Genomic DNA, 24297 nt, shown 5'->3' with positions numbered 1-24297 from the left:
GCTATGGACAGACGGGCCCGAGGCTGGTAGCCGCCCCTACCCAGGCGGCTGGAAAACCAACCGTGAGCGCGTGATTCCGGCCCTTTCGAGGGGGCCGCCCACTCAGGCGGGTGACCCGTCGCCGCCGGTGTTGCCGCCGTCTCCGAGGCCGTCGGGGCCGTCGGCGTCGTCCAGGGTGTCGTCGAGGGCGTCCGTCTCGTCGTCGGACTCCGCGAGCACGGGGGAGGCGTGGTGGGACCAGAGCTTCCAGCCGTCGCGGGTGCGCCGGAACACATTGGTGGCGACGACCCGCTGGCCCACCAGCGGGCCCAGCTCGTCGCTGTCCTCGGGCGCGGGGCCGCCGCTGAGGATGTTCTCCGTGCAGGTCACCATGGCGGTGTCGCCGACCACGCTGATCCGGACGTCCGTCAGGAAGAACTGGATGTACTCGGTGTTCGCCATGATCAGGGCGTAGGAGCGCAGGACCTCGCCGCGGCCCGTGAGCACCGGCCAGCCCGGGTGCACGCAGGAGATCGAGGTGTCCTCGGCGTCGTCCGGGTCGGCGTCCTCGGCGTAGCTGACGTCCTCGGGGGCCAGCCAGAGCGAGGTCAGCTCCTCGAAGTCGCCGCGCTCCTGGGCCTCGTAGAAGGAGCGGTTGGCCGTGTCGACGGCCTGGGTGTCGGTGCCGGTCACTGGGCTCCCTCGACCGCGCGGGCCACGCGGACGGCGTCGGCGGTGGCCCGGACCTCGTGGACGCGCACGGCCCAGGCGCCGGCCTGGGCGGCCAGCGCGGAGACGGCGGCGGTGGCGGCGTCGCGCTCGCGCGCGGGCGGCGGAGCGCCCTGCTCGTCGGCCAGTACGCGGCCGAGGAACCGCTTGCGGGAGGCCGCGACGAGGACCGGGTGGCCGAGCGCGCGGACCGCGTGGAGATGGGCGAGGAGGGCGAGGTCGTGCTCGGCCTCCTTGGAGAAGCCGAGGCCGGGGTCGACGACGAGGTGCTCGGGGGCGATGCCGCCCTCGATGATGGCCTCCACGCGGGCGCGGAGCTCGTCGACGACCTCGGAGACGACGTCGTCGTAGGCGCCCCGGACGGTGGCTCCTTCGAGGAAGCCGCGCCAGTGCATGACGACGAAGGGGGCTCCCGCGGCGGCGACGACCGGGACCATGGCGGGGTCGGCGAGGCCGCCGCTCACGTCGTTGACCAGCGCGGCGCCCGCGGCCAGGGACTGCTCGGCCACGCTGGCGCGCATGGTGTCGACGGAGACCGTGACGCCCTCGGCGGCCAGGCCCCGCACGACGGGGATGACGCGCTTCAGCTCCTCGTCCTCGTCGACCCGGGCGGCGCCTGGGCGGGTCGACTCGCCGCCCACGTCCACCAGGTCGGCGCCCTCGCCGACCAGGTGGAGGCCGTGCTTGATCGCGGCGGTGGTGTCGAACCAGCGGCCGCCGTCCGAGAACGAGTCCGGGGTCACATTGACGACACCCATGACCGCGCAGCGGTCCCATACGGGGAGATTGGCTACGTGGCCTCGGCGGACCTGCGACGTGCTCATGCTTCCAGCGTAGAGCCGGACGAGGGGTGCCCCGCGCCGCATGGGCCCACGGGGACGTCAGGCGGCGTGGGCCTCCTTCTCCCGGCGGGTGTGGGCGCACGGGCGCGGCTCCGGTGCCCGGCGCCGCAGCACCCCCGGCATGCGCATGTTCACGAAGCCCTCCGCGCGCAGGGCGGCCCAGCCGATGCGTGGGAGGTCCTTCGAGGAGCGGTAGACGACGAAGCGGGGCTCCCACCGGGGGCGGAACTTCGCGTTGAACCGGTACAGCGACTCGATCTGGAACCAGCGCGACAGGAACACCAGCAGGCCGCGCCAGGCACGCAGCACGGGGCCCGCGCCGATCTTCTCGCCCCGCGCGAGCGCCGAGCGGAACATCGCGAAGTTGAGCGAGACGTGGCTGATCCCCAGCTTCGGGGCGGCCTGGAGGGCGGCCACGATCAGCAGTTCGTTCATCCCCGGGTCGGCGGTGCGATCGCGGCGCATCAGGTCGAGCGAGACGCCGGCGTCTCCCCAGGGCACGAAGTGCAGCACCGCCTTGAGGTCTCCGTACGGGCCGGGCTCGTCCGGGTCGCTCTTGTGGGCCGTCGCGATCAGGCAGCCCCCGTCGGCCGCGTCGCCGATGCGGCCGAGTGCCATGGAGAAGCCGCGCTCGGTGTCGGTGCCGCGCCAGTCGTCGGCGGCGCGGCGGATCCGGTCCAGCTCGCCGGGGCCGAGGTCACGGATGCGCCGGACCCGGGTCTCGTAGCCGGCGCGCTCGATCCGCTTGACCATCTGGCGCACGTTGCGCATGGCGCGCCCGGTCAGGGAGAAATCCGCGACGTCCACCACCGCCTCGTCGCCCAGCTCCAGCGCGTCCAGGCCCGTCTCGCGGGTCCACACCTCGCCGCCGGTCTCGGAGCAGCCCATGACGGCGGGGGTCCACGAGTGGGCCCGTGCCTCGTCCATGAACCGCTCGATGGCGCCCGGCCATGCCTCCACGTCACCGATGGGGTCGCCGCTGGCGAGCATCACGCCGGAGATCACGCGGTAGCAGACCGCCGCCTTGCCGCTGGGCGAGAAGACCACGCCCTTGTCGCGGCGGAGCGCGAAGTGGCCGAGCGAGTCGCGGGCGCCGTGCTTGTCGAGGAGGGCGCGCAGCCTGCTCTCGTCGTCCTGGGCGAGGCGGGCGGCCGGGTGCTCGGGCCGGAAGGCGAAGTAGACCGTGGTGAGCGCGGTGACCATGCCGAGCGCGCCGAGCGAGACGGCGACCGTGCGGGAGGTGCTGCCCGTGTAGTCGAGCGGCCCGTCGAGGCCGAACAGGCCGTACAGGACGTGCTGCAGACGGTCCGCCAGGCTCGGGTCGCCGACCAGGCGGTGCGGGTGGGTGCTGACGATGAGCAGCCCGATCAGGATCGAACCGGCTCCCATGACCACGAAATTGGCCAGCGCCCGCCAGCGGCTGCGCGGGTCGGGCAGCGCGTCGAACTGCGTGCGGTGCTTGGCGAGGACCCACAGCAGCATGAGCGGGATGACGACGCCCACGAAGGAGTGCCGGTACGCGAACTGCGCGCAGGCGCCGATCGGCAGCAGCACCACGGCCGCCCGCCAGGCCCGCCGCTTGCGGCGCCGCAGGCCGTGGGCGAGCAGCAGCAACAGGACGCCGCTGCCGAGTGCGAGGGCGGCGGCGAACGGGCCGAGGGTGCCGGGCAGGACCTCCGCCAGGGTGTGCATCCGGCTGTGCCGGAAGCGCGGGAAGGCGCCGGCCGCTATGTCCAGGAGCCCGGCGAGGAGGCAGGCGCGGGCGATGAGAGTCGGTACGGCCTCCGGGCGCGGGCCGTGCACCGCGCGCCTCATCCGGCGTGCAACCCCCTGGGAGTTTTCCGCATCTATCCTGGCGAACATCGCATTCCCGTGGTTCTGCGAGAAACGTGAACGCGGTGCCATGTCCGGCATCCCGCGACTTGCGCCCTCTAGGACGGGGTGAGCGGGAGTCGGGTTCACTCCCGGACGGAAAAGACCCGGTGTCTTTCGGCCGGAGGCGGTCAACTCAGCCAGGGGAAAGGTCCGATGGGGCTCACGAGTCATGCAGTCCTCGCACTGGCGGTCCTGCTCGCCGTGGCGCTGTTCGCGGGCACGGTGCTGCTCTGGCCGCGTCTGGCACACCGTTCGTGGCGGTCCGTCTCGGGCCGCGTCGGACTGCTGTTCGCCACGCAGTTGGCGGTCTTCGTGGCGGTCGGCCTGGCCGCGAACCACGCCTACGGGTTCTACGCGACCTGGGCCGACCTCTTCGGCCGGGAGCAGGGGCAGGGCGTGGTGACCGACCACGAGGTGGCCGGGACCCGGGCGCCGGTCCACGTGGTCGCCACCCAGGACGTGGGGGTGTCCGGCGGGGCCCGGCCGGCCGTCGGAGGACAGGTTCAGAAGGTCGACATCGTCGGACGTACGTCGCACATCGCGGCGCCCGCCTACGTCTATCTGCCGCCCGAGTACTTCCAGCCGCGCTACGCCCGTCGTTCGTTCCCCGCGTCCGTCGTCCTGACCGGCTATCCCGGTACCGCGGAGGCGCTGATCAGGGGGCTGCGCTATCCGCAGACCGCGCACGCGCTGGCGGCGGCCGGACGGATGCGGCCGATGATCCTGGTCATGCTGCGGCCCACCGTGGCGCCGCCGCGCGACACCGAGTGCGTGGACGTCCCGGGCGGCCCGCGCACGGAGACCTTCTTCGCCACGGACCTGCCCGCCGAGATGGCCGCGCGCTACAGGACGGCGAAGAAGTGGGGCGTCGTCGGTGACTCCACAGGTGGTTACTGCGCGCTGAAACTGGCGCTGCACCACCCCGGCGTCTTCGGGGCGGGTGCCGGTCTGTCCCCGTACTACCGGGCGGCCCACGACCCGACGACGGGCGACCTCTTCCACGGGAACGCCCGCTCGCGCGAGCGGGCCGATCTGGGCTGGTACCTGAACCACATGCCGCCGCCCGCGACCTCGCTGCTGGTGACCAGCAGCAAGCAGGGCGAGCACAACTACCGGGACACTCTCGCCTTCATCCGGCAGGTGAAGGCGCCCACGCGCGTGTCGTCGATCATCCTCGACAGCGGTGGGCACAACTTCAACACCTGGCGGCGGGAGATCCCGGCGACCCTGGAGTGGCTGAGCCGGCGCCTTCCCGGAGCCCGGCAGGTCACTTGAGGAGGGGCGCGACCGTCTCCAGTTCCACCTCCGCGCGCGGGATGGCCCGCGCGTCCGCGGCCGTGGAGCGCCGCAGGGCCTCGTGCAGCCGGGCCGGGGTGAGCACGCCGAGGAAGCGGCCCTGGCTGTCCTCGTCGATGACCGCGATCCAGCCCGCGTCGTGCTGGAGCATGGTGGCGAACGCCTGCTTGAGCGAGGCGCCGACCGGCAGCCAGGCCTCCATGCGGCGGGCCCGGTCGCGGACGGTGTCGCCCTTGCCGGTGCCCGCGCGCGCGTGCTCGGCGGAGAGCCAGCCGTGCAGGTTGTTGTCGTCGTCGAGCACGACGGCCCAGCGGGCGTCCAGCTCCCTGGGCAGCGGGTCGTCGAGGTGGACCACGGGCGGCTGCTCCAGGTCGCCCTCCTCGATCGGGGTGACGGAGAGCCGCTTCAGGCCCCGGTCCGCGCCGACGAAGTCGGCCACGTAGGGCGTCGCGGGGGTGCCGAGGACGGCCGGCGGGGTGTCGTACTGCTCGATGCGTCCCTGCCCGTAGACGGCGATGCGGTCGCCGAGCCGGACGGCCTCCTCGATGTCGTGCGTGACGAACAGGACGGTCTTGTTCAGCGTCTGCTGGAGCCGCAGGAACTCGGTCTGGAGATGGTCGCGGACCACCGGGTCGACCGCGCCGAACGGCTCGTCCATCAGCAGCACCGGCGGGTCGGCGGCCAGTGCCCGGGCCACGCCCACCCGCTGGCGCTGTCCGCCGGAGAGCTGCTCGGGGTAGCGGTCGCCGAAGACCTTCGGGTCGAGGCCCACCAGGTCGAGGAGTTCGGCGGCGCGCTCGCGGGCCTTGGCGCGCTTGACGCCGAGCAGGTGCGGCACGGTCGCCGTGTTGTCGAGGACGGTCTTGTGCGGGAAGAGGCCGACCTGCTGGATGACGTATCCGATCCGGCGGCGCAACTGCACCGGGTCGATGCCGGATATGTCGTCCCCGTCGAGGAATATCCGTCCCTCGGTGGGTTCGATCAGCCGGTTCACCATCTTCATCGTCGTGGTCTTGCCGCAGCCCGACGGGCCGACGAGCGTGACCAGTTCGCCCTCCTTCACCTCGAAGGACAGGTCGTCGACGGCAGTGGTGCCGTCCGCGTACCGCTTGCTGACGTGCTCGAACCGGATCATGAGAACCCATTCTGCCGGGGCCGGGCCGTGTGCGGACCGTCCGAACACGGCAGTTGTGTGAAGGCAGTGTTGCGGGCGGGGGTCGGGTATCGGCCATTGTCAGTCGTGCCCGCTAGGGTCGGCGACAGTCGAAAACGTGCGTGCGCGGGTACGGATACCTGACATACGTTCGGTGAAACGGGGGAGGCGGGGCGGGGTGAGCGAGCAGAACTGCCTGGTGGCCAATGACTGGGTGTGCGGGGAGTATCTGCGCACCCGTGGCCAGGAGTTGACCGACGCGACCGTGCAGCACCTGGGCATCACCGTCGCCTCGGTGCTGATCGGCGTCCTGATCTCCTTCCCGCTCGCGCTGCTCGCGCGGCGCAGGAAGGCCTTCGCCGGGCCGGTGCTCGGCCTGACCACGGTCTTCTACTCGGTCCCATCGCTGGCGATGTTCTCGCTGCTGCTGCCCCTGTTCGGGCTCTCGGCCTCGCTGGTGGTCACGGGCCTCGTGCTCTATTCGCTGACGATCCTCGTGCGCAACATCCTGGCGGGGCTCCAGGCCGTGCCGGAGGAGGCCAGAGAGGCCGCGCGCGGGATGGGGTACGGGCCGCTGCGGCTGCTGTGGGAGGTCGAACTGCCGCTGGCGCTCCCGGCGATGCTGGCCGGCGTGCGCATCGCCACGGTCTCCACGGTGGCGCTCACCACGGTCGGCGCGATCGTGGACTACGGCGGCCTCGGCACGCTGATCCTCGACGGCCTGCACAGCGACTTCAAGGCCCAGGTGCTCAGCGCCTCCGTGCTGTGCGTCCTGCTCGCGATCCTCGCCGACCTGCTGCTGCTCGGCGTCCAGCGGTGGCTGACGCCGTGGACGCGGGCGACGGCCGTACGGGGCGGCCGCGGCCCCCACAGACGCAAGACCGTCACCGCGGTGGAGCCCGACATGCCGGAGAAGGTCGCATGAACGCGATATCGGGGGCCTACGACTGGCTGACCACGGGGGCCAACTGGCAGGGCGAGAAGGGGGTGTGGCACCGCCTCTCCGAGCACCTGTACTTCAGCGGGGTCGCACTCGGCATCGCCTGCCTGATCGCACTGCCGCTGGCCCTGTGGCTCGGGCACATGGGCAGGGGCGGCGCCCTCGCGGTCAACATCTCGAACGTGGGGCGTGCGGTGCCCACCCTGGCCGTCCTGGTGCTGCTCACGCTCACCCCGCTCGGCCGCCACGGCGATCTGCCCACGCTGATCGCACTGGTCCTGTTCGCGGTGCCGCCCCTGTTGACCAACGCGTACGTGGGCATGCGCGAGGTCGACCGCGCGGTGGTGGAGGCCGCGCGCGGCATGGGGATGAGCGGCCGCCAGGTGTTCGCGCGGGTCGAACTGCCGCTGGCGTACCCCCTGGTGATGACCGGGCTCAGGTCGGCCGCGGTGCAGGTGATCGCGACGGCGACGCTGGCCGCGATGGCGGGCGAGGGCGGGCTCGGGCGGATCATCACCGCCGGTTTCAGTCTGCAGAACACGCCCCAGGTCGTGGCGGGCGCCGTCCTCGTGGCCGTGCTCGCCCTGGTCGTGGAGGGCGTGTTCGTGGCCGTGGGCCGGTTCCTCGACCCGGCGCGAGGGCGGGCATGACCGCGGGCACGACCGCGGGCACGACAAGGGTTTCCGGAGGCACAGCGCGGTGCCGTCCGTCAGTCAGCAGTGCGACAGCCAGTCAGCAGGGCGACAGCAGTGCCAGCAGTGCAGCAGTGCCAGCAGTGCTACCAGTGCAACGAGGAGAGCGATGAACAGCAGGACGCACGGCAGGACGCGCCGCATGGCCCTGGCGGTCGTGGCCGCGGGAGCCCTGACCGCGGGTCTCACCGCGTGCGGCGGTGACAGCCTGGAAGGCGACAAGGGCGGCTCGGCGAGCGCGGGCGACGGCAAGAAGGGCAAGATCGTCATCGGCGCCGCCAGTTTCACCGAGGCCAAGGTGATGGGCGAGCTGTACCGGCAGATATTGGACGACGCCGGGTACGACGCGTCGGTCAAGACGGTCGAGAACCGCGAGATCTACGAACCGCAGCTCGCGAAGGGCGCCATCGACGTGGTGCCCGAATACGCGGCGACGCTCGCCGAATTCCTCAACCTGAAGAAGAACGGCTCGGACGCGAAGACCGTCGCGTCCAGTGATGTCGACGCGACGATGACCGCACTGCGCGGTCTCGCCGAGCCGGAGGGCCTGAAGGTTCTGGACGCCGGCGAGGCCGTGGATCAGAACGCGTTCGCGGTGACCGAGGCGTATGCGAAGAAGCACAACCTGAAGACGCTTTCCGATCTCGGCAAGTCCGGCGAGAAGGTCAAGATCGCGGCCGGCGACGAATGCGAGACCCGGCCGTTCTGCGCACCGGGTCTGAAGAAGACGTACGGAATCGACGTCACGGGGATCGACCCGAAGGGCGTCGGCACCACCCAGTCCAAGCAGGCGGTGAAGAACGGGCAGGACCAGCTGGTTCTGACGACCACGACCGATGCGACGCTGAAGAACTTCGGGCTCGTCCTGTTGGAGGACGACAAGAAGCTGCAGAATGCGGACAACATCGTTCCGGTCGTGAACGCCAAGGACGCGGGCGACAAGGCGATAGCCGATGTCCTCGGCAAGCTGACCAAGGTCCTCACCACCGACGATCTGGTGGAGTTGAACCGCAAGGTCGACGCCGAGCGGCAGAAGGAAGCCGATGTCGCGAAGGAGTATCTGGAGGCCAAGGGTCTCGTCAAGAAATGATCTTGATCGTCAAGTGAGTCGTTTCTGGCGAGAGTTCGGTGGTTTCTGCGTCGCCTGCGCCCGGATTTTGCCGGGCGGGGCTTCGCGATTCGCCTACGCGCGGTAAGTTTCTGGCCATGCCACGTGGACGCCACCGCCATTCCCCACCCCTGCACCGCCTGTTGCCGCCTTCGGTGATCGCCGGTGCGCCTCTCGTGTGCGCGGGCGGCGCCTGGCTTTCGGGCGATCCGCTCGTGCTGCGCGGCATCACGGCCGCCGCGGCCGCCGCGGCCGTCGTCGGCGCTGTCGTGATGCGCCGCTGGGACCGGCTCGCGGGCAAGCAGGTCGCCGATCTGACCCGGGGCGCCGCGAGCGAGCGCTGGCGTCACGAGGAGGCCGTGGCGGAGCTGGAGGGGGACCTGGAGGAGTCGCGCGAGCTGCGCACCCGCCTCGAGGGCAGGCTCCGCTCCAAGCGCTCCGAGCTGGCGGCGCTGCGCAATGAGCACGCCGCGCTGCTGCGCCGGTACGCCAATGCGGAGACGGAGCGGGCCAGCGCCCTGGAGGGCCGGCGCCGGCTCGCCATCGAGGCGTCGGCGCCCGCGAAGGCGCTGCCCCCGGCCCGGTCCGCCGAGCCGGCGGCGGCCTCGGCCCCCGTCCGGGTCACCCCGTCGCTGTACCTGCGGGCGAACGCGGCGCTCGACCGGCTGGCCCGGCCCGCCGCGCCCGCCCCCGCCCCCGTCGCGGAGGACACCGATTCCCGGGGGAAGCCCCGGGCGGCGTCCGGCCACTTCACGGTGCCGGCCGCCGCGGCCGTGGTGCCCCCGGCGGCACCGGCACGCAGGGCGCTCGTGGGCGGCTTCGACTTCTTCGGCACCGGAGACTCCGCGGTGGCGCACGACGAGGACCTGGCGGACGTCGTCGGGCAGGAGGCGCTCGCCGAGCAGGAGAAGCAGAACAAGCAGGAGAAGCAAGACAAGCAGAACCAGCAGAACCAGCAGAACCAGCAGAACCAGCAGGACCAGCAGAACCAGCAGAACCAGCAGGACCAGCAGGCCCCGCAGGGTGAACAGGACAGCGACGGCGCCGAGAAGGAAGTCATCGACCTGACGGCGCACGACGAGACCGAGCAGATCGACGTGGGCGAGCTGAGGTCGGCGCTGCGCGCGTGAGGTTCGCGGTTCCGTGGTTCCGTGGTTCCGTGGTGAAAAGGGGCGCTCCGCCGGTGGCGGAGCGCCCCTTTCATGCCCTGCCCGCGCGGTCCGTCACGACGACGGCGTCCCGCTCATCCACCGGTCGGGCCGCGCCCCCTTGCGTCCCGTCCGGGAGCGGTCCGCCTGTGCGCGCAGCAGCTCCGCCGCCTCCTTGGCGTCCCGCAGGCGCGCCGTCACCGTCTTGTCGGCGCCCGTGTCCAGGTGCAGCCCCGCGAGACGCCAGCAGCGCTCCCACGGGCCCTGGGTGAGGCGCACGCTCTGCACCTTGGCGTGCGGGACGAGGGAGATCGTGCGCTGGAGCAGGCCCTCCCGGGCGGCGAACACCGTCTCCGTGACCGACACCCCGTACGCCCGCCACCACACCGGCACGCACCAGTGACCGCGCCGCGGCGCCCCCGTGAAGTCGCCCGGCTTGGGCACCGCGACACCCGGCAGGATGCGCGCGACGACGTCCTCGGCCTGCTCGCGCGGGGCGACGGGCACCAGAACGGAGTTGGCCGACCCCGCCACGTGCAGCTCGACCCGGACCCAGCCGCGCCGCCGCCACAGCAGCGGCTGCACGATCCGCACGGTCTGCACCCGGCCGGGCGGCACCGTCTCGTGCACCCGGTCGAGCAGCCCGTGGTCGATGCGCAGCCCGTCGGGGGACTCGCCGACCGTCCAGTCGTACTCCTTGATGAAGCGGCCCGCGCTGTTGGTGAACGCCCCGCCGGCCAGCGGAACGGCGACCGCGATCACTGTCCACAGGTTGTGGGTGACGAACCACAGGAACGTCGGCACGGCGGTCGCCGCCAGGAGCATCGCCCACGGGGTGCCCGTCAGCAGCAGTGCCACGGCGAGCGTGCCCGGGGGCGTGCGCAGGATCTGCCGCGCCGGCGCCTCGCCCACCTCATGGGCCGACTCCGGGGCGAAACCGGCCGCACGCGCGAGCAGTTCGGCCCGCAGATCGCGGGCCTCCTTCTCTCCCAGATAGGCGAGTTCGTCCTTCTTGTCGGTGCCGACGACGTCGAGCTTCAGCTTGGCCACGCCCACGAAGCGGGCCAGGAGCGGCTGGGTGACGTCGACGGCCTGAAGGCGGTCGAGCCGGATGTGGGCGGTGCGGCGGAACAGCAGACCGGTACGGATGCGCAGTTCGGTGTCCGTCACCCCGAAGTGCGTGAACCACCAGGTGAGGAACCCGTACAGGGCGGCCCCGGGCACCAGGACGAGCAGGCCGATCGCGAGGGTCGCGGCGGTGAGCTGGGCGAGCTGGCGCTGCGCCTGGTCCATGTCGTGGACGGCCCAGCCGAGCAGGACCGCTATCGGCGCCCAGGCGCGGCGCAGCGGTGTGACGGGGTGCAGGCGCCGCTCCCGGACGCTCTCGGGCTGCTCGTGGCCCGTGACGTCCTCGGGGGCGTGGGCGGCCGTCACAGGCCGGCCGATCGGGCTTCGCCGAGCTCGGTGAGGCGGTCGCGCAGCCGTTCCGCCTCGGCCGGGACGAGTCCGGGGATCGTCGCGTCGGTGGCGGCGGCCGCGGTGTGCAGCTGCAGGCTGGCCAGGCCGAACTTCCGCTCGAGCGGGCCCGAGGTCACCTCGACCAGCTGCATCCGCCCGTACGGCACGATCGTTTCCTCGCGCCACAGCACCCCGCGGCTGATCAGCAGGTCGTCGGCGCGCTCGGCGTACCGCCACGAGCGCCAGTTCCGGCCGAGCATCGGCCAGCCCCACCCCAGCACCGCGAGCGGCAGCAGCGCGAACGCCGCCCACGGCGCTCCCGCGACGATCGTGAGCAGCACCGCGACCGCGACGGCGATCGGCACCAGCCAGAGCACGAGCAGCAGCCGGCGCAGCTTCAGCAGCCCGGACGGCAGCCCGGTCCAGCTCGGCCCGGCCTCGCCGGTCTCCCCGGTCCCGCCCTCGTCGTTCATGGTCCCCATCGCCCCCACCGACCCCGTCGCCCCTGTCTCCATGAATTCACCCTACGTAGGAGAGACTGTCCGCATGACGCCCACGACTCAGGCCACGGTCGGCATCGGTGGTGCCGCGGAGAGCACCGACATGGTGCTCAACATCGGTCCGCAGCATCCCTCCACCCATGGTGTGCTGCGCCTGCGTCTCGTGCTCGACGGCGAGCGGATCCAGCACGCGGAGCCGGTGATCGGCTACATGCACCGCGGAGCCGAGAAGCTGTTCGAGGCGCGCGACTACCGGCAGATCGTGATGCTCGCCAACCGCCACGACTGGCTGTCCGCGTTCTCGAACGAGCTGGGCGTCGTGCTCGCCGTCGAGCGGATGCTGGGCATGGAGGTCCCCGAGCGCGCCGTCTGGCTGCGGACCCTGCTCGCCGAGCTGAACCGTGTGCTGAACCATCTGATGTTCCTGGGTTCGTACCCACTCGAACTGGGCGGAATCACTCCGGTCTTCCACGCCTTCCGCGAACGCGAGGAACTCCAGACCGTCATGGAGGAGATCTCCGGCGGCCGCATGCACTACATGTTCAACCGGGTCGGCGGCCTCAAGGAGGACCTGCCGCTCGGCTGGACCACGCGCGCGCGGGACGCCGTCGCGTCCGTCCGCTCCCGGATGGACGTCTACGACCGTCTCGTCCTCGGCAACGAGATCTTCCGGGGCCGCACGCGCGGGGTGGGCGTCCTGTCGGCGCAGGCCGCGCACTCCTACGGGGTCTCGGGGCCGATCGCCCGCGCCTCCGGCGTCGACTTCGACCTGCGCCGCGACGAGCCGTACCTCGCCTACGGAGAGCTTCAGGACACCCTGAAGGTCGTCACGCGGCAGGAGGGCGACTGCCTGGCCCGCTTCGAGTGCCTCCTGGAGCAGACCCACAACGCGCTCGCCCTCGCCGACGCCTGCCTCGACCGCATCGCGGACCTCCCGCCCGGCCCGGTCAACCAGCGCCTGCCGAAGGTCCTCAAGGCGCCCGAGGGCCACACGTACGCCTGGACGGAGAACCCGCTGGGCATCAACGGCTACTACCTCGTCTCCAAGGGCGAGAAGACGCCGTACCGCCTCAAGCTGCGCTCCGCGTCCTACAACAACATCCAGGCGCTCGCCGAGCTGCTGCCGGGGACGCTCGTCGCCGACATGGTGGCGATCCTCGGGTCACTGTTCTTCGTGGTCGGCGACATCGACAAGTAGGCCGTCGGGAGCCACCTCCACCGGCTCGACGAGCCACCCGAAGTCGCCGAGCCCGCCCCGTGCCGTCAGCTCCGCCGCCTCACCCGCGCGCGCGAGCGCCCGTACGTATCCGGCCGGGTCCCGGGACGCGAGCGACAGCGGCGGGCGGTCCGCGCCGACGCCGAGCGCGCGCAGCGCGGCGCGCTGGCCGAGCAGCCGGGCCCCCGGCCCGGTCGCGCAGGCGTCGAGCGCCACATGGGCCGTGATGTCGCGGGACCCGTCGGGCACGGGCGGCACCTCACGCCCCTCCCTGAACCCCGTCAGCGTGCCGAACGGGGGCCGGGACGCGCGCGTGTGCGCGTAGTCCACGGCGACCGCGAGACCGCGCTCCACGGTGCCCACGGCCGCCGCCCACGCCGTGTCCCGCTCCAGCCCGACCTCGGCGCGCAGCCCCGGCCCGGACGGCAGCGGCCACCAGGTGTCGAGCCAGTGCTGTTCGACGTCGCCGAGCGGACCGGGGGACAGGGACTCCGTGCCGTCCGGCGTCACGAGGACGAGCCGGGCGGTGCCGTCCGCGTCCGTCTCGACGACGTCGGCCGGGACGTTGTCGAGCCATTCGTTCGCGAACAGCAGCCCGGTGATCCCGCCGGGCGGCTCGGACCGCCACTCGATCCGGTGATCGAGATCCGCGGGACGCTCGGCGATCTCCACCGCGCAGGCGTGCACGCGCGCGTGCACGCTCTCCGGCAGCAGCCGAAGCACCCCCGACACCAGCTCGCCGCGCCCCGCCCCCATGTCGACGAACGTCAGCCGGTCCGGCGTGCCGAGCGCCGCGTCCACCCGGCACAGCAGCTCGGCCACGGCCCCGGCGAACAGCGGCGACGCATGGACCGACGTGCGGAAATGGCCGGCCGGGCCCTCGGGCCGCCGATAGAAGCCGGCCGGTCCGTACAGCGCCCGCTCGGTCGCCTCGCGCCAGCCGCGCGCCCGGCCCTCTCGTCCGTCCTCGGTCACGTTCTCCACGGCTGAAGGCTATGCGCGCCGGGCGTGTGCGCCTCCACCTTGGGGAGTACGCGCGCCGGGTGCGGATCGGTCCTCCGGTTGACCCCCGCGGGCCGCGCGGCTACCTACTCTGGGTTACGTGCAGCGCGTCTATGACTTCCTCCGCAGACACCCGACCTGGGTCGACGGCTTCTGGGCCGTAATCCTGTTCGGGATGTCGGTGGTGACCGTCACCAACGGCGCCCCGGGCTCGCCCCGCGGCAGCCGGGTGGCGGGCATCGTCTGCGCCGTCCTGCTGAGCGTCGTCGTCACGCTGCGCCGCCGGATGCCGGAGCGGATGCTGATCCTCACGATCGTGACCGGCCTGGCCCAGCTGGTCTTCGACGCCGAGACCAGTCCCGGTGACTTCGCGATGCTCGTCATCGTCTACACCTGCGCGGCGAACGGGACGCGGTGGTCGTCCCGGCTCGCCCTCGGCGCGGGTCTGTGCGCGGCACCGCTCGCACAGCTGCGCTGGCCCGAGGAGCAGGCCAGCGCCCTCGGGCAGCTCGCCGTCACGGTCTTCACGATGGTCCCGTTCGCCCTCGCCTGGGTCCTCGGCGACTCCCTGCGCACCCGCCGCGCCTATCTCGCCGAGCTGGAGGAGCGCGCGGCCCGCCTGGAGAAGGAGCGCGAGGCCCAGTCGAAGGTCGCGGTCGCGGCCGAACGGGCACGCATCGCGCGGGAGTTGCACGATGTCGTCGCGCACAACGTGTCGGTGATGGTGGTGCAGGCGGACGGCGCCGCGTACGTCCTGGACACCGCGCCCGACCAGGCGAAGAAGGCCCTGGAGACGATCTCGGGGACGGGCCGGCAGGCGCTCGCCGAGATGCGCCGGCTGCTCGGTGTGCTGCGCACCGGCGAGCGCGAGAAGGGCGAGGAGTACGTGCCGCAGCCCGACGTCGAGCAGATCGAGGACCTGGTCACCCAGGTGCGCACGGCGGGTCTGCCCGTCGACTTCAAGGTCGAGGGCACCCCGCGCCCGCTGCCCAGCGGCGTCGAGCTGACCGCGTACCGCATCGTCCAGGAAGCACTCACCAACACCCGCAAGCACGGCGGACCGAACGCGGGGGCCAGCGTCCGCCTGGTCTACTTCGACGACGGACTCGGCCTGCTCGTCGAGGACGACGGCAAGGGCTCCCCGCACGAGCTGTACGAGGACGGTGGCGTCGACGGCCGCGGCCACGGGCTGATCGGGATGCGCGAGCGCGTCGGTATGGTCGGCGGCACGCTGGACGCGGGCCCGCGCCCCGGCGGTGGCTTCCGCATCAGTGTCCTGCTCCCTCTCAAGCCCGCTCATTGACACGTACCAGCGAAGGAACGGGATCGATGTCGATCAAGGTCATGCTCGTCGACGACCAGGTGCTGCTGCGCACCGGCTTCCGGATGGTGCTCGCCGCCCAGCCGGACATGGAGGTCGTGGCGGAGGCGGGCGACGGTGTCGAGGCACTGGAAGTACTGCGGGCCACGGCCGTGGACGTGGTGCTCATGGACGTACGGATGCCGAAGCTCGACGGGGTCGAGACGACGCGGCGCATCTGCCAGGACCCGAACCCGCCGAAGGTCCTCATCCTGACCACGTTCGACCTGGACGAGTACGCGTTCTCCGGGCTCAAGGCGGGCGCCTCCGGCTTCATGCTCAAGGACGTGCCGCCCGGCGAGCTGCTCACCGCGATCCGCGCCGTGCACAGCGGTGACGCGGTGGTCGCCCCGTCCACCACCCGCCGGCTGCTCGACCGGTTCGCCCCGATGCTGCCCAGCAGCGCCAAGGAGCCGCAGCACCAGCTGCTGGCGCGGCTCACCGAGCGCGAGCGCGAGGTCATGATCCTGGTCGCCCAGGGCCTGTCGAACGGCGAGATCGCGGCCCATCTGGTGCTGTCCGAGGCCACCGTGAAGACCCACGTGGGGCGCATCCTCACCAAGCTCGGCCTGCGCGACCGGGTCCAGGTCGTCGTCCTCGCCTACGAGACGGGGCTCGTCCGGGCGGGTGGCGGAGCCTGAGGGGCCGCCACCTCAGCGCAGCACCCCTTCGATGAAGTCCCCGCCGAGCCGTGACACCACGCTCAGGTCCAACTGGTGCTGCACGTAACGGCCCTGGCGCCGGGTCGTGATCAGGCCCGCCTTCTTCAGCACCGACAGATGCCGGGAGATCTCCGGCGCGGTCATGCCGTGCGCGTCGGCCAGCTCGCCCGTCGTGTACGAGCCGCGCGCCAGGTGGCGGCAGAGCCGCATGCGCACCGGGTGGGCGAGGGCCGCCATCCGCCGGGTCAGCTGCTCCACCGAGGTCGGTGCGGTGAGGCCGGGCGAGGAGATCGGGTACGTGATCATCGGCGCCCAGCCCTCGCGGTGCAGCACCCACAGATGCGGCCACCCCAGGCTGGTCGGGGTCAGGATCAGGTCGCCGGCGCCCGTCTCGGTGTGCCCCACGGAGATCTTGTCGACGACGACGGCCGGACCCGACTCATCCAGCGAGACCGACCCGGAGACCGCGGAGAGCGCGGCCGCGACGCCCTTGCGGCGCAGCAGCTCCGTCTTGTGCCGCGCGTCGGCCGCCAGCTGGTGCTGCACACGCCCCCACACGTCGGAGAAGAACGCCTCGTCGCAGTCCTGCATGAGCTCGCGGAACCAGGCCCTGATGGCGGGCGGATCGTCCAGCAGCCGCTGGGTGAAGCGCACTTGGTGGGTGCCGCGGGCCGCCGCCAGATCGAGCGCCCGCTCTCGCGCGCGCGCATCGTCCAGCCGGGCGACGTCCCGCTTCGCGTACTCCGACTGGCAGGTGAACTCCAGGGCGGCGTCCACGAACTGCTCGTCGGAGAGCTTGTCGAGCAGGTCCAGCTCCTCGGTGAGCGTGGTGCCGGGCAGGGTGCGCCGGCCCGGGATCCCGGCGCAGGGGGTGAAGACGTCCGAGAACGTCGTGCGCCACAGGAAGTCGGCCTCGCACATCCGGTCCGCGAGACACGGGTCGAGGCGTGCGGACACGCTCGTCGTCCACCCCTGCAGCCCCGGGTGGTGCGCGGGCTCCGCCAGCGCGTGCAGCGCCATGCCCAGCTCGGCCAGGGGTGAGGGCACGACGTGGATCCGCTCGGCCGTCAGGCCGGTGATGTCGATGCGCACGCTCATGACCCCATGGTGCACGGCGCCACCGACAGCCGGGTCCTCGATTGACGGCTCTCGTCAATCGACGTGACCGGTCCGCGGCCCGGAGCGCAGTCTCGTGGTCATCGGCCCCCAAGCCTGGCGAACAGGAATCTTCCGGGGCATGGCGTGACAATCGAGATGATGAGCGAGGTGGTCGTCATGACCGTCACCCAGCAGTACGCGCTGGACGTCTACCGGGCCGCCCGGCGCGGTGAGACCGCACCGCCGGCCCCGTACCTGAACGAGGCGGCCGCGGTGCGCGAGCTGCGCGACTACCGCCGCTTCCGCGCGGTCCTCGCGGAGCGCCCGGCGCGCGGCCGGATCCGTGCCGCGCTGGCCCGGCGCCTGTCCGGGCACCGGGGCCACCGCGGTCACGCCGCCGGGTGCTGAAGCCGGCTCACGGCAGGCGTCGTACGAAGTCCGCGACGGCCGCGCGGACGTCGTCGGCGCTCCACTCCAGGCCCGGCGCGGCGACCGTGACCTCGGTGACGGAGAGCCCCGGCGCCCCGCTCACCGGCCACCAGCGCCCGAACAGCAGCGTCTTCGTCTCCTCCGCCTGCGCCACCGACGCCTCGGTGAGCACGTCGGTGTCGTAGGGCAGCAGTACCCGGAACGCCTGCGTGTGCGGCTCCTCGGGGTGCACCCGGGCCCACGCGAGACCCGCCTCGGCGAACCCCTCCCGCAGCGCCCGCGCCACCACGCGCGCGTGCGCCACGTACTCCGGCAGGCGCGGCAGCTCCCGCTCCAGGCCGACCAGCGCCGCGATCGCCTGCGGGAACTGGTGGAAGACCTGGCCGCCGTAGCGGTGCCGCCAGGCCCTGGCCTCGTCGATGAACGACTGCGGGCCCGCGAGGGCGGCGCCGCTCAGGCCGCCGAGCGACTTGTAGAACGACACGTACACGCTGTCCGCGAGGTCGGCGATCTCGTCCAGCGGGCGTCCGAAGTGCGTCGTGCACTCCCACAGGCGGGCCCCGTCGAAGTGCACCACGGCGTCCCGCGCGCGTGCCTCCTCGCAGACCTCCTTGAGCTCCTCCCACGTGGGCAGCACGAAACCGGCGTCCCTGAGCGGCAGTTCCAGCATCAGCGTGCCGAACGGCTCGTCCATGCCCTGCACCTCGTCCGCCGTGATCTGCCGGGCGGCGGTCGTCGGGTGCACCGTGCGCAGGCCGGACAGCGTGGACAGCGCCTCCCGCTCGTGGACCTCGGGGTGGGCCAGCGGGTGCAGGGCCACCGTGGAGCTGCCGGTGCGGCCCGCCCAGCAGCGCAGCGCGACCTGCTGCGCCATGGTGCCGGTGGGGAAGAACGCGGCGGCCTCCTTGCCGAGCAGCCCGGCGACCTTCGCCTCCAGGTCGGCGACGACCCCGTCCCCGTAGACGTCGACGTCGCCGGACAGGTCGGTCACCGTGCCCGCCGCGTCGGTCAGGCGCGCCCAGTGCTCGCCCATGGTGGCCGTGTGCGGACCGCGTGCCAGGACGCGCCGCGCGCCCCGGACGGCGGCGATCCGCCGTGCTGTCTGTTGCTTCTCTTCAGGGACGTTCATGCGCCGCATCATGTCGCACACGCGTACGCGTGCGCTTCCCCACAGCCTGTGGACGACCGAGGCCCGTCGGGCCAGATAGCGTTAACATGACGAGAAATCGTCCGGTACCCCGAGCGGACTGGAACGGAAGGCCGTCGCCCCGTGACCTCAGCCCCACAGTCACCCCGATCCGAACCCACCGATCCCAAGGACCGGCCCGCCCGCCTCACGGTCGGCGTCGTCGGCGCGGGCCGGGTGGGACCCGCGCTCGCCGCGTCCCTGCAACTGGCCGGACACCGCCCGGTCGCCGTCTCCGGAGTCTCCGACGCCTCCGTGCGACGGGCTGCCGCCCTGCTCCCCGACGTCCCCCTCGTGCCGCCCGCCGAGGTGCTGGCGAGGGCCGAGCTGGTGCTGCTGACCGTGCCCGACGACGTCCTGCCCGGTCTCGTCGAGGGCTTCGTCGAGACCGGTTCGATCCGGCCGGGACAGCTCCTCGTGCACACCTCGGGCCGGTTCGGCGCCAAGGTCCTCGACCCGGCCCTGCGCGCGGGCGCCCTGCCGCTCGCGCTGCACCCCGCGATGACGTTCACCGGCACCGCCGTCGACGTCCAGCGGCTGGCCGGATGCTCGTTCGGCGTGACCGCCCCCGAGGAGCTGCGGCTGGCCGCCGAGGCCCTGGTCATCGAGATGGGCGGCGAGCCCGAGTGGATCGCCGAGGAGATGCGGCCGCTCTACCACGCGGCCCTCGCGCTCGGCGCGAACCACCTGGTCACCCTGGTCGCCCAGGCCATGGACCTGCTCCGCGACGCGGGCGTCACCGCCCCCGACCGGATGCTCGGCCCGCTCCTCGGCGCGGCCCTGGACAACGCCCTGCGCTCCGGCGACGCCGCGCTCACCGGACCGGTCGCACGCGGCGACGCGGGCACCGTCGCCGCCCATGTCGCGGAGCTGCGCGCGCACGCCCCGCAGGCCGTCGCCGGTTACCTCGCGATGGCCCGCGCCACCGCCGACCGCGCCCTCGCCCACGGACTCCTCAAGCCGGAGCTGGCCGAGGACCTGCTCGACGTGCTGGCCACGGGCGCGGAGGAGACCCGATGAGCGCCGAGATCGTCCACACCGGAGAGGACCTGCGGGTACGCACGCGTGCCGGGCGGCGCGTGGTCGTGATGACCATGGGCGCCCTGCACGACGGCCACGCCACCCTCGTCCGCACCGCCCGCGAGCGCGCGGGCGCCGACGGCGAAGTGGTCGTCACCGTCTTCGTGAACCCGCTGCAGTTCGGCGCGGGCGAGGACCTCGACCGCTACCCGCGCACCCTTGAGGCCGACGTCAAGATCGCCGGACAGGCGGGCGCCGACCTCGTCTTCGCGCCGTCCGTCGACGAGGTCTACCCCGGCGGGCAGCCCCAGGTCCGGATGGCGGCGGGCCCGATGGGCGAGCGCCTCGAAGGCGCCTCGCGCCCCGGCCACTTCGACGGCATGCTCACCGTCGTCGCCAAGCTCCTGCACCTCACGCGCGCGGACGTCGCCCTCTTCGGCCAGAAGGACGCCCAGCAGCTCGCCCTGGTCCGCCGCATGGTCCGCGACCTGAACTTCGACGTGGAGATCGAGGCCGTGCCCACGGCCCGCGAGAGCGACGGCCTGGCCCTCTCCTCGCGCAACCGCTATCTCTCGCCGGACGAGCGCCGCAGCGCGCTGGCGCTCTCCCGGGCCCTGTTCGCTGGCCGCGACCGGCACGCGGCCCAGGAGGCCCTGCGCGCGCGTGCCGCCGAGAACCCCACCCCGCGCGCGCGTGCCCGGGCGCTCGACGCGCTCGGCGAGGCCCGCGCCGCCGCCGACGCCCACGCGGTGGCCTCCCCGGGCGGCCCCGCCGCCGTGCTCGCCGCCGCCCGCCAGGTCCTGGACGAGGCCGCCCGCCTCGTCCCGCCGGTCGAGCTGGACTACCTGGCGCTGGTCGACCCGGCCGACTTCACCGATGTACGGGACGGCCACGAGGGCGAGGCCGTGCTGGCGGTCGCCGCCCGCGTGGGCACGACCCGGCTGATCGACAACCTGCCGCTGACCTTCGGAGGTCACCTGTGACGAGCACAGGCATAGCACTCCACGCCCCTGCCCCCGGCTGGAACCTCGACGCCGACGTGGTCGTCGTCGGCTCCGGCGTCGCGGGTCTGACCGCCGCGCTGCGCTGCGAGGCCGCGGGCCTGCGCACCGTCGTCGTCACCAAGGCCCGCCTGGACGACGGCTCCACCCGCTGGGCGCAGGGCGGCATCGCGGCCGCGCTCGGCGAGGGCGACACTCCCGAGCAGCACCTCGACGACACCCTGGTCGCGGGCGCGGGCCTGTGCGACGAGAACGCGGTGCGCACCCTGGTCACCGAGGGCCCCGACGCCGTACGCCGCCTCATCGAGACCGGCGCCCACTTCGACGAGACCGAGGACGGCGCGCTCGACCTGACCCGCGAGGGCGGCCACCACCGGCGCCGCATCGCGCACGCGGGCGGCGACGCCTCGGGCGCCGAGATCTCCCGGGCCCTGGTCGAGGCCGTACGCGCGCGTGGTGTGCCCACGGTCGAGAACGCACTGGTGCTCGACCTGCTGACGGACGCCGAGGGCCGCACCGCGGGCGTCTCCCTGCACGTGATGGGCGAGGGCCAGCACGACGGCGTCGGAGCCGTCCTCGCCCCCGCCGTGGTCCTCGCGACCGGCGGCATGGGCCAGGTCTTCTCCGCGACGACGAACCCGCACGTGTCGACCGGCGACGGCGTCGCCCTCGCCCTGCGCGCCGGTGCCGAGGTCAGCGACCTCGAATTCGTCCAGTTCCACCCCACCGTGCTCTTCCTCGGCGCCGACGCCGAGGGCCAGCAGCCGCTCGTCTCCGAGGCGGTCCGCGGCGAGGGCGCCCACCTGGTCGACGCCGACGGCGTGCGCTTCATGGTGGGCCAGCACGAACTCGCCGAGCTGGCGCCGCGCGACATCGTCGCCAAGGGCATCACGCGCCGCATGCAGGAGCAGGGCGCCGAGCACATGTACCTCGACGCGAGGCACTTCGGCCGCGAGATGTGGGAGAAGCGCTTCCCCACGATCCTGGCCGCCTGCCGCGCCCACGGCATGGACCCGGTCACCGAGCCCATCCCGATCGCCCCGGCCGCGCACTACGCCTCCGGCGGGGTCCGCACCGACCTGTCCGGGCGCACCACCGTCCCCGGCCTGTACGCGTGCGGGGAGGTCGCCTGCACCGGAGTCCACGGCGCGAACCGCCTGGCCTCCAACTCGCTCCTCGAAGGTCTCGTCTACGCCGAGCGCATCGCGGACGACATCAAGATGGAGCACGCGGAGAACCACCTCCACGCGCGCGTGCCCGCACCGGTGCCGCACCCGGAGACCCCGACCCACCCCCTCCTGCCCGCCGAGGCCCGCCTCGCCATCCAGCGCGTGATGACCGAGGGCGCGGGCGTGCTGCGCTCCGCCGACTCCCTCGCCGAGGCCGCCGCCCGGCTCGGCCGCATCCACGCCGACGCCGCGGGCGCCCTCGCGGAGCACGGCAAGACGGCCGTCCCCGGCGTCGACACCTGGGAGGCCACCAACCTGCTGTGCGTGGCCCGCGTCCTGGTCGCCGCAGCCCGCCGCCGCGAGGAGACCCGCGGCTGCCACTGGCGCGAGGACCACGCGGACCGCGACGACGCGAACTGGCGCCGCCACATCGTCGTACGGCTGAATTCCGACCGCACTCTGGCCACGCACACCACACAAACAGCAGACTTCCCGGCAACGGTAAAGAACCCTCAGGAGCAGTGACCGACGTGAGCGCCACCCCCGACCTCCCCCTGGCAGACGCCGACAGCGGCGGCTGCGGCGACAACTGCGGCTGCGCGGGCGCCGACACCGACGTCGCCGACGTCATGGAGTGCGGCCTCGACCCGTCGCTGGCCCAACTGCTCCTGGACGCGGGCCTGCACCCGGTCGAGATCGAGGACATCGCCCACATGGCGATCGCCGAGGACCTCGACGGCGGCGTCGACGTCACCACGGTCGCCACGATCCCCGAGGAGGCCGTCGCCACGGCCGACTTCACCGCCCGTGAGGCCGGTGTCGTCGCGGGGCTGCGGGTCGCCGAGGCGGTCATCTCCGTCGTGGCGAGCGACGAGTTCGAGGTCGAGCGGCACGCCGAGGACGGCGACCGGGTCGAAGCCGGCCAGAAGCTCCTCTCCGTCACCACCCGCACCCGCGACCTGCTCACCGCCGAGCGCAGCGCGCTCAACCTCCTGTGCCGCCTCTCCGGCATCGCCACCGCCACGCGCGCGTGGGCGGACGCCCTGGACGGTACGAAGGCGAAGGTGCGGGACACCCGCAAGACCACCCCCGGCCTGCGCTCGCTCGAGAAGTACGCGGTCCGCGCGGGCGGCGGCGTCAACCACCGCATGTCGCTGTCGGACGCGGCCCTGGTCAAGGACAACCACGTCGTGGCGGCCGGTGGCGTGGCCGCGGCCTTCCAGGCGGTGCGCGACCGCTTCCCGGGCCTGCCGATCGAGGTCGAGGTCGACACCCTGCACCAGCTGCGCGAGGTCCTCGACGCGGGCGCCGACCTGATCCTCCTGGACAACTTCACGCCGTCCGAGACGGAGGAGGCGGTGGCCCTCACGAACGGCCGCGCGCTCCTGGAGTCCTCGGGCCGGCTGACCCTGGAGAACGCCGGTACCTACGCGAAGACCGGTGTCGACTTCCTCGCCGTGGGCGCCCTGACCCACTCCTCGCCGATCCTCGACATCGGCCTCGACCTGCGGGAAGCGACCGCCTGATGCTGCTCACCATCGACGTGGGCAACACCCACACCGTGCTCGGCCTGTTCGACGGCGAGGAGATCGTCGAGCACTGGCGCATCTCCACCGACGCCCGCCGCACCGCCGACGAGCTCGCCGTCCTGCTCCAGGGCCTGATGGGCATGCACCCGCTGCTCGGCGACGAACTCGGCGACGGCATCGACGGCATCGCCATCTGCTCGACCGTCCCCTCGGTCCTGCACGAACTGCGCGAGGTCACCCGCCGCTACTACGGCGACGTCCCCGCCGTCCTGGTCGAACCCGGTATCAAGACCGGCGTCCCGATCCTCATGGACAACCCCAAGGAGGTCGGCGCCGACCGCATCATCAACGCGGTCGCGGCCGTCGAGCTGTACGGCGGCCCGGCGATCGTCGTCGACTTCGGTACGGCGACGACGTTCGACGCCGTGTCCGCGCGCGGGGAGTACACCGGGGGCGTCATCGCCCCCGGCATCGAGATCTCGGTGGAGGCCCTGGGCGTACGCGGCGCACAGCTCCGCAAGATCGAGCTGGCCCGGCCGCGCAGTGTCATCGGCAAGAACACCGTCGAGGCGATGCAGTCGGGCATCGTCTACGGGTTCGCGGGCCAGGTCGACGGGGTCGTGAACCGGATGGCCAAGGAGCTGGCCGACGACCCGGACGACGTCACCGTCATCGCGACGGGTGGCCTTGCGCCGATCATCCTCGGCGAGGCCTCGGTCATCGACGAACACGAGCCGTGGCTGACCTTGATCGGCCTCCGCCTGGTCTACGAACGCAACGTCAGCCGCCTTTAGGCACGCGGCCGGCCGCGGGTGAGTGGGGGCTGGCCGCGCAGTTCCCCGCGCCTCTTTTGATGAGATGGCGCACGCAGTGCGCATCTCAGGGGCGCGGGGAACTGCGCGACC

Annotated in this window: 23 protein-coding genes; 14 read left to right on the top strand and 9 right to left on the bottom strand. The window is 72.6% G+C overall.

All coding sequences use genetic code 11. From position 1 onward, the window contains the following. Positions 1-102: 102 nt before the first annotated feature. Genes ABT127_RS37555 through ABT127_RS37545 form a run of 3 tightly spaced genes read right to left on the bottom strand, consistent with a single transcriptional unit; the run spans position 103 to position 3365 of the window. The gene (locus ABT127_RS37555) at positions 103-672 is read right to left on the bottom strand and encodes a nuclear transport factor 2 family protein (protein ID WP_351460490.1); all 570 of its coding nucleotides are present in this window, start codon (positions 670-672) and stop codon (positions 103-105) included. Further along, positions 669-1532 (bottom strand): dihydropteroate synthase, encoded by an 864-nt coding sequence (gene folP, locus ABT127_RS37550; RefSeq protein ID WP_351460487.1) that lies wholly within the window; start codon positions 1530-1532, stop codon positions 669-671. Before folP ends, ABT127_RS37555 begins: the two co-directional genes overlap by 4 nt. 57 nt (positions 1533-1589) lie before the next feature. Beyond that, positions 1590-3365 (bottom strand): phosphatidylglycerol lysyltransferase domain-containing protein, encoded by a 1776-nt coding sequence (locus ABT127_RS37545; RefSeq protein WP_351460484.1) that lies wholly within the window; start codon positions 3363-3365, stop codon positions 1590-1592. A 213-nt stretch (positions 3366-3578) separates the two neighbouring features. Between ABT127_RS37545 and ABT127_RS37540 the strand changes: the two genes are divergently transcribed. Further along, positions 3579-4700 (top strand): alpha/beta hydrolase, encoded by a 1122-nt coding sequence (locus ABT127_RS37540; RefSeq protein WP_351460481.1) that lies wholly within the window; start codon positions 3579-3581, stop codon positions 4698-4700. On the opposite strand, the gene ABT127_RS37535 is transcribed toward ABT127_RS37540, so the two are convergent. Beyond that, positions 4693-5856 carry an ABC transporter ATP-binding protein gene (locus ABT127_RS37535; RefSeq protein ID WP_351460479.1) on the bottom strand — a complete coding sequence of 388 codons (1164 nt, stop codon included), beginning with the start codon at positions 5854-5856 and terminating at the stop codon, positions 4693-4695. The genes ABT127_RS37540 and ABT127_RS37535 overlap by 8 nt on opposite strands. A gap of 196 nt (positions 5857-6052) precedes the next feature. On the opposite strand from ABT127_RS37535, the gene ABT127_RS37530 reads away from it, so the two are divergent. The 4 genes from ABT127_RS37530 (at position 6053) to ABT127_RS37515 (ending at position 9744) form a co-directional block, all read left to right on the top strand. Next, positions 6053-6799: an ABC transporter permease gene (locus ABT127_RS37530; RefSeq protein WP_351460476.1), complete on the top strand. Its 747-nt coding sequence runs from the start codon at positions 6053-6055 to the stop codon at positions 6797-6799. After that, entirely contained in the window at positions 6796-7464 is a 669-nt protein-coding gene (locus ABT127_RS37525; RefSeq protein WP_351460473.1) for an ABC transporter permease, read from the top strand. The genes ABT127_RS37530 and ABT127_RS37525 overlap by 4 nt, the downstream gene beginning before the upstream one ends. A gap of 151 nt (positions 7465-7615) precedes the next feature. Next, positions 7616-8596, top strand: a complete 981-nt coding sequence (locus tag ABT127_RS37520; protein WP_351460470.1) for an ABC transporter substrate-binding protein — start codon at positions 7616-7618, stop codon at positions 8594-8596. A 116-nt stretch (positions 8597-8712) separates the two neighbouring features. Beyond that, the gene (locus tag ABT127_RS37515) at positions 8713-9744 is read left to right on the top strand and encodes a hypothetical protein (protein ID WP_351460467.1); all 1032 of its coding nucleotides are present in this window, start codon (positions 8713-8715) and stop codon (positions 9742-9744) included. Between the two features lie 93 nt (positions 9745-9837). Here the strand turns inward: ABT127_RS37515 and ABT127_RS37510 are convergent, their stop codons facing one another. After that, complete coding sequence (locus tag ABT127_RS37510) at positions 9838-11196, bottom strand: PH domain-containing protein (protein ID WP_351460464.1); 1359 nt, start codon at positions 11194-11196, stop codon at positions 9838-9840. Continuing rightward, positions 11193-11735 carry a PH domain-containing protein gene (locus ABT127_RS37505; protein WP_502971845.1) on the bottom strand — a complete coding sequence of 181 codons (543 nt, stop codon included), beginning with the start codon at positions 11733-11735 and terminating at the stop codon, positions 11193-11195. The genes ABT127_RS37510 and ABT127_RS37505 overlap by 4 nt, the downstream gene beginning before the upstream one ends. Positions 11736-11766: 31 nt before the next feature. Here ABT127_RS37505 and ABT127_RS37500 point away from each other — a divergent pair, with 31 nt between their 5' ends. After that, positions 11767-12918: an NADH-quinone oxidoreductase subunit D gene (locus tag ABT127_RS37500; protein WP_351460461.1), complete on the top strand. Its 1152-nt coding sequence runs from the start codon at positions 11767-11769 to the stop codon at positions 12916-12918. Here ABT127_RS37500 and ABT127_RS37495 read toward each other — a convergent pair. After that, positions 12883-13920, bottom strand: a complete 1038-nt coding sequence (locus ABT127_RS37495) for an SAM-dependent methyltransferase (protein WP_351460459.1) — start codon at positions 13918-13920, stop codon at positions 12883-12885. The two genes, ABT127_RS37500 and ABT127_RS37495, sit on opposite strands and share 36 nt — an antisense overlap. A gap of 118 nt (positions 13921-14038) precedes the next feature. Between ABT127_RS37495 and ABT127_RS37490 the strand changes: the two genes are divergently transcribed. Both ABT127_RS37490 and ABT127_RS37485 read left to right on the top strand, forming a co-directional pair. Next, positions 14039-15241: a sensor histidine kinase gene (locus tag ABT127_RS37490; RefSeq protein WP_351460456.1), complete on the top strand. Its 1203-nt coding sequence runs from the start codon at positions 14039-14041 to the stop codon at positions 15239-15241. A gap of 26 nt (positions 15242-15267) precedes the next feature. Next, on the top strand, positions 15268-15939 hold the full coding sequence (locus tag ABT127_RS37485) for a response regulator transcription factor (RefSeq protein ID WP_351460453.1): 672 nt from the start codon (positions 15268-15270) through the stop codon (positions 15937-15939). 12 nt (positions 15940-15951) lie between these two features. Here the strand turns inward: ABT127_RS37485 and ABT127_RS37480 are convergent, their stop codons facing one another. Continuing rightward, the gene (locus tag ABT127_RS37480) at positions 15952-17058 is read right to left on the bottom strand and encodes a DUF5937 family protein (RefSeq protein WP_351460450.1); all 1107 of its coding nucleotides are present in this window, start codon (positions 17056-17058) and stop codon (positions 15952-15954) included. Between the two features lie 144 nt (positions 17059-17202). Here ABT127_RS37480 and ABT127_RS37475 point away from each other — a divergent pair, with 144 nt between their 5' ends. Beyond that, positions 17203-17466, top strand: a complete 264-nt coding sequence (locus ABT127_RS37475) for a hypothetical protein (RefSeq protein WP_502971844.1) — start codon at positions 17203-17205, stop codon at positions 17464-17466. A gap of 7 nt (positions 17467-17473) precedes the next feature. On the opposite strand, the gene ABT127_RS37470 is transcribed toward ABT127_RS37475, so the two are convergent. Further along, entirely contained in the window at positions 17474-18616 is a 1143-nt protein-coding gene (locus tag ABT127_RS37470; protein WP_351460447.1) for a threonine aldolase family protein, read from the bottom strand. A 141-nt stretch (positions 18617-18757) separates the two neighbouring features. On the opposite strand from ABT127_RS37470, the gene ABT127_RS37465 reads away from it, so the two are divergent. From ABT127_RS37465 to ABT127_RS37445, 5 genes are read left to right on the top strand one after another with little or no spacing between them, the layout of a single operon-like run. Then, positions 18758-19693, top strand: coding sequence for a Rossmann-like and DUF2520 domain-containing protein (locus tag ABT127_RS37465; protein WP_351460445.1), 936 nt, complete (start codon positions 18758-18760; stop codon positions 19691-19693). Beyond that, positions 19690-20676, top strand: a complete 987-nt coding sequence (gene panC, locus ABT127_RS37460; protein ID WP_351460442.1) for a pantoate--beta-alanine ligase — start codon at positions 19690-19692, stop codon at positions 20674-20676. The genes ABT127_RS37465 and panC overlap by 4 nt, the downstream gene beginning before the upstream one ends. Continuing rightward, the gene (locus ABT127_RS37455) at positions 20673-22388 is read left to right on the top strand and encodes an L-aspartate oxidase (protein WP_351460440.1); all 1716 of its coding nucleotides are present in this window, start codon (positions 20673-20675) and stop codon (positions 22386-22388) included. Before panC ends, ABT127_RS37455 begins: the two co-directional genes overlap by 4 nt. After that, positions 22385-23389 (top strand): carboxylating nicotinate-nucleotide diphosphorylase, encoded by a 1005-nt coding sequence (gene nadC, locus ABT127_RS37450; protein WP_351460438.1) that lies wholly within the window; start codon positions 22385-22387, stop codon positions 23387-23389. Before ABT127_RS37455 ends, nadC begins: the two co-directional genes overlap by 4 nt. After that, positions 23389-24186 carry a type III pantothenate kinase gene (locus tag ABT127_RS37445; RefSeq protein WP_111662725.1) on the top strand — a complete coding sequence of 266 codons (798 nt, stop codon included), beginning with the start codon at positions 23389-23391 and terminating at the stop codon, positions 24184-24186. The genes nadC and ABT127_RS37445 overlap by 1 nt, the downstream gene beginning before the upstream one ends. Positions 24187-24297: the final 111 nt, after the last annotated feature.

Source organism: Streptomyces sp. NPDC001904 (genome assembly GCF_040297005.1).
GTDB lineage: Bacteria > Actinomycetota > Actinomycetes > Streptomycetales > Streptomycetaceae > Streptomyces.
This window is presented reverse-complemented; position numbering and strand designations above follow the sequence as displayed.

Coding starts and splice junctions, on each gene's coding strand:
- folP (WP_351460487.1), bottom strand. CDS start 1,532: ATGAGCACGTCGCAGGTCCGCCGAGGCCACGTAGCCAATCTCCCCGTA.
- ABT127_RS37545 (WP_351460484.1), bottom strand. CDS start 3,365: ATGAGGCGCGCGGTGCACGGCCCGCGCCCGGAGGCCGTACCGACTCTC.
- ABT127_RS37540 (WP_351460481.1), top strand. CDS start 3,579: ATGGGGCTCACGAGTCATGCAGTCCTCGCACTGGCGGTCCTGCTCGCC.
- ABT127_RS37535 (WP_351460479.1), bottom strand. CDS start 5,856: ATGATCCGGTTCGAGCACGTCAGCAAGCGGTACGCGGACGGCACCACT.
- ABT127_RS37525 (WP_351460473.1), top strand. CDS start 6,796: ATGAACGCGATATCGGGGGCCTACGACTGGCTGACCACGGGGGCCAAC.
- ABT127_RS37520 (WP_351460470.1), top strand. CDS start 7,616: ATGAACAGCAGGACGCACGGCAGGACGCGCCGCATGGCCCTGGCGGTC.
- ABT127_RS37515 (WP_351460467.1), top strand. CDS start 8,713: ATGCCACGTGGACGCCACCGCCATTCCCCACCCCTGCACCGCCTGTTG.
- ABT127_RS37505 (WP_502971845.1), bottom strand. CDS start 11,735: ATGGAGACAGGGGCGACGGGGTCGGTGGGGGCGATGGGGACCATGAAC.
- ABT127_RS37500 (WP_351460461.1), top strand. CDS start 11,767: ATGACGCCCACGACTCAGGCCACGGTCGGCATCGGTGGTGCCGCGGAG.
- ABT127_RS37485 (WP_351460453.1), top strand. CDS start 15,268: ATGTCGATCAAGGTCATGCTCGTCGACGACCAGGTGCTGCTGCGCACC.
- ABT127_RS37480 (WP_351460450.1), bottom strand. CDS start 17,058: ATGAGCGTGCGCATCGACATCACCGGCCTGACGGCCGAGCGGATCCAC.
- ABT127_RS37470 (WP_351460447.1), bottom strand. CDS start 18,616: ATGAACGTCCCTGAAGAGAAGCAACAGACAGCACGGCGGATCGCCGCC.
- panC (WP_351460442.1), top strand. CDS start 19,690: ATGAGCGCCGAGATCGTCCACACCGGAGAGGACCTGCGGGTACGCACG.
- ABT127_RS37445 (WP_111662725.1), top strand. CDS start 23,389: ATGCTGCTCACCATCGACGTGGGCAACACCCACACCGTGCTCGGCCTG.